4 protein-coding genes and 1 pseudogene are annotated in these 3,678 nt (G+C 70.1%); 2 read left to right on the forward strand and 3 right to left on the reverse strand.

Features of this window, described 5'->3' with window-relative positions; translation table 11 throughout:
* Positions 1-301: 301 nt before the first annotated feature.
* Positions 302-850 carry an inorganic diphosphatase gene (locus VF697_RS21085; RefSeq protein WP_331097702.1) on the forward strand — a complete coding sequence of 183 codons (549 nt, stop codon included), beginning with the start codon at positions 302-304 and terminating at the stop codon, positions 848-850.
* 187 nt (positions 851-1,037) lie between these two features.
* Here the strand turns inward: VF697_RS21085 and VF697_RS21090 are convergent, their stop codons facing one another.
* Together VF697_RS21090 and VF697_RS21095 are read right to left on the reverse strand one after the other, a co-directional pair.
* A complete protein-coding gene (locus tag VF697_RS21090) occupies positions 1,038-1,304 on the reverse strand; it encodes a hypothetical protein (protein WP_331097704.1) in 267 nt (88 codons plus the stop codon).
* Positions 1,305-1,396: 92 nt separating this feature from the next.
* Positions 1,397-1,777 (reverse strand): hypothetical protein, encoded by a 381-nt coding sequence (locus tag VF697_RS21095; protein WP_331097706.1) that lies wholly within the window; start codon positions 1,775-1,777, stop codon positions 1,397-1,399.
* Positions 1,778-2,063: 286 nt separating this feature from the next.
* Between VF697_RS21095 and VF697_RS21100 the strand changes: the two genes are divergently transcribed.
* Entirely contained in the window at positions 2,064-3,314 is a 1,251-nt protein-coding gene (locus VF697_RS21100) for an Hsp70 family protein (RefSeq protein ID WP_331097708.1), read from the forward strand.
* A gap of 6 nt (positions 3,315-3,320) precedes the next feature.
* On the opposite strand, the pseudogene VF697_RS21105 reads toward VF697_RS21100, so the two are convergent.
* Positions 3,321-3,678, reverse strand: a pseudogene (locus VF697_RS21105) (hypothetical protein); the annotation flags it as partial.

The following is a 3,678-nucleotide window of genomic DNA, read 5'->3' on the forward strand; positions in this document are numbered from 1 at the left end:
TGTTGGAGGAGGGCGAGGGCCTTCTCCCACTGCCAGCGCTCGTGAAGTGTCCTGTCTTGCCGCATGGGGAGCCCCCTGCCTTCACCCAGTACCTCTTGGAAACTCGTGACTCGGGCGCAATGTGACAATCCCGCCCAGACGTTCCGCCACCAGGCGCATGGCAAGGGCCTGAGCCCAAGCCAGCCCACTCCTCCGTCCGCCAGACAGTGCGGGCAAGCGGCGGGCCTCGAAGGTTGCCGAGGTGAAACTCCCCGCCGGGAGCGCTTGTCCCTGGCGCACGGACTGGCCCAGCCTCGGCTCCATGAACACAGACCTCACCCGAGTCCCCCTGCGCGGCAAGGGCGGCGCCTTCCACGTCGTCGTCGAGTCCCCCCAGGGCTCCTCGGTGAAGCTCAAGTACGAGCCCGAGCTCGGCGCCTTCACCGTCTCCAAGCCCCTGGTGCACGGGCTGATCTACCCCTTCGACTGGGGCTTCGTGCCCAGCACCCTGGCCCCGGATGGAGACCCGCTCGACGCGCTGGTGTACTGGGACCAGTCCACCTACCCCGGCGTGGTGCTGCCCTGCCGCGCGCTCGGCGTGCTGAAGGTGGACGAGAAGAAGAAACGCGGGGGCGGGCGGCAGCGCAATGACCGGCTGCTCGTCGTCCCCACCATCGCGGCGCGCGCGGAGAACCTGGGAGACCTCAAGGACCTGTCCAGCCGGGAGCGCGCGGAGCTGGCGCACTTCTTCACCGCCGCCGTCGCCTTCGCGGACAAGGACGTGCGCATCCTCGGCTGGGAGGGGTCCGCCGTCGCCGAGCGCATGGTGGAGGAGGCCGCCGCCGAGTTCGAGAAGAAGAACCCGCGCTAGGAAGCCGCCATGCCTCAGCCCACGCCCATTCGCGGGCTCGGCCCGGAGAGCCGGCTGGCCGAGGCCGCCCGCCGCATTCTCACCAGCCGCCTCGCGGATGTGCGGCACGAGGAGGACGCGCTCGGCGAGGTGCGCGACACCCACGTGCAGGGGGCCTGGTTGAAGCAGGCGGCCCGCGGGGAGAAGGCTACAGCTCCTGCACCGACTGCATCACCTTGTCGTCGAAGTTCTCCCGGATGCGCAGCAGCGCGTAGCGGCCGGTGCGACGGTCCGGGAAGCACTCCCACTCGGAGGCGGTGGGCGGAGTCACGTCGAGGGGCGCATCCTCCTCGAAGTCGAACACGACCACCCCCGGCTTGCTCTCCGTCTGGGGAGTCGAGACCTTCGGCTCCGAGCCCGGAACGGGCACCTGGGGGACGAGGGTGAGCTGAAGCACGGCCAGCAGCGTCTTCATGGAGCGACCTCCGCGTGATGACCCACGCAGCATGCCGCACTCGGGGCGCGAAACCCAACCGGCCGCACCGTGCGCCGTGGACCCGGTGACCTCTAGTCAAACCTCTCCGGAGCGGGCCTCACGGGGCCCGTCACCTCCAGCATGATGGCCATGGGCTGACCTTGCACGTCCCGGTACAGGGCGCGAATCTTGTCGCCCTCCTGGATGTCGCCCACGTGGGCCATCTGCCCGTTCACCACCACGATGGTCCGCGGCTTCATGTTCAGCTGGACATCGGGCGCACCGCGCACGGCCACGCGCACCCCTTCCGGGGTTGCCCGCTTCACGGCTCCCGAAACCTCTCCAGGCGTGCTCTCCGCCGACGCCGCTGGCCCGCCCGCCTGGGGTGTGTCCTCCGCCTCCGCCGACGCCCGCGCCGCTCCCATGAGCAACACGGCCATTCCCGCCAGCAACCCGCTCGTGCTGATTCGCATGCCATCCCCCGTCCTCTCCTGGACACCTTCAAAGATGGATGCACCGCGTCCCGGGTGCGCCACCCCGGTGGCACGCGTCCGGGGCCCGTCTGCCTGGGTGCCCTCCGACGTCCTCGAGGTGAAGGACGACGCGCACGAGCCTGGGAGACGCCGCTGTCGCCGGGGGAGAATGTCTTCGCCTCCTCGGAACCCAGACGGGGAGGGAGGGGCTTCTGACATCCCTCCCCCCGCTTCTGTGACTCGGCGCTACCCATGGGCACCTTTTGCGCGTAGAGGTGCGCCCCCCATGCTCGCCTGCGGACTCGACTTCGGAACCAGCAACACCGCGATCGCGCTGCCGGACGGGACGGTGCTGCCCGTCGCCCCCGGCTACACCGACCCCCGGCTCTACCGCTCCGTCATCTTCTTCCCCGAGGACGAGCGCGAGGTGTACACGGGCGTCCAGGCCATCAACCGCTACCTCGAGGACAACTCCGGCCGCTTCATCCAGTCGGTGAAGTCCTTCCTCCACAGCGCCTCGTTCCGCGCCACGCAGATTCGCGGCCGCACCTGGCTCATCGAGGATCTCGTCGCGCTGCTGCTGCGCCGGGTGCGCGAGGCCGCCGCCCCTCACGCGGGCGGCCTCCCCGAGAAGGTGGTGCTCGGCCGCCCCGCCGTCTTCACCCCCGAGCCCGAGGCCGATGCGCTCGCCGAGCAGCGCCTGCGCCGCGCCGCCGAGATCGCCGGCTTCACCCACATCGAGTTCCTCATCGAGCCCATCGCCGCCGCGCTCTCGTACGAGGCGCAGCTCACCCAGGACGAGCTGGTGCTGGTGGCCGACTTCGGCGCCGGCACCACGGACCTCACGCTGATGAGGCTGGGGCCCTCGCGGCGCGGCAACCCGGACCGCCGCGCGGACGTGGTGGGCTCCACGGGCGTGCGCATCGGCGGAGACCGCTTCGACGCCGAGATCATGCGCCACAAGCTGCTGCCCCGCTTCGGCGCCGGCTCCACCTATAAGGTGCGGGGCTTCAGCGACAAGCGGCTGCCCGTGCCCCAGCACGTGATGGCCAAGCTGCTGTCCTGGCACGAGATGTCCTTCATCCGCGAGAAGGCCACCCAGGAGCTGCTGGAGCTGATGCTGGACTCGAGCGACAAGCCCGCCGAGGCCGAGGCCCTGTATGACCTGGTGATGGACAACCTCGGCTACCGGCTCTTCCGCGCCATCGAGGCGGTCAAGGTGCAGCTCTCCTCGCAGGAGGAGACCACCCTGGAGTTCGAGGAGGCCCGCATCCACCTGCACGAGCGCATCACCCGCGCCGAGTTCGAGGCCGCCTCCGAGTCCCTCCTCACCCAGCTGAGCGAGGTAACGGAGGGGCTGTTGCGGCGCTGCGAGGGCGCGGGTGAGGTGGATGCCGTCTTCCTCACCGGAGGCTCCTCGCAGATTCCCGCCGTGCGCCGGCTCTACGCCGAGCGCTTCGGCGAGGGACGCATGCGCACCAAGGACGCCTTCACCTCCGTGGCCGAGGGCCTCGGGCGGGCGGCGGCGTCCCTCTGACGCGCCTCAGTGGCGCTGCACCCAGTCCAGGATGGGCGCCCACACATCCTTCGGGGCATTTTCGGCCAGCAACAAGTCCGCGTGGCCGTAGTCGAAGGCGCGGGCCGTGTCCGGCAGCCGCTGCACCACGTACCGGGTGACGTCCTTGCTCCCGAGCTGCGTGAGGGAGTGGAAGCCATAGCGGCCGACGCCCCCGGCGGCGCCCACGTACAGCACCGGCACGCGCACCTCGCTCAGGAAGTCGTCATACGGGACGTCCAGCGCACCGCACCACATGGCGAACGTCTCCACCTGCTCGCCGATGCTCTGGAAGGGCGAGGCCTGCGTCAGTCCCTCGAGGAAGAAGCGCTCGTGCGTCCACTGC

Origin of the sequence: Archangium sp., assembly GCF_036388035.1 — a bacterium.
Taxonomy (GTDB): domain Bacteria; phylum Myxococcota; class Myxococcia; order Myxococcales; family Myxococcaceae; genus Archangium.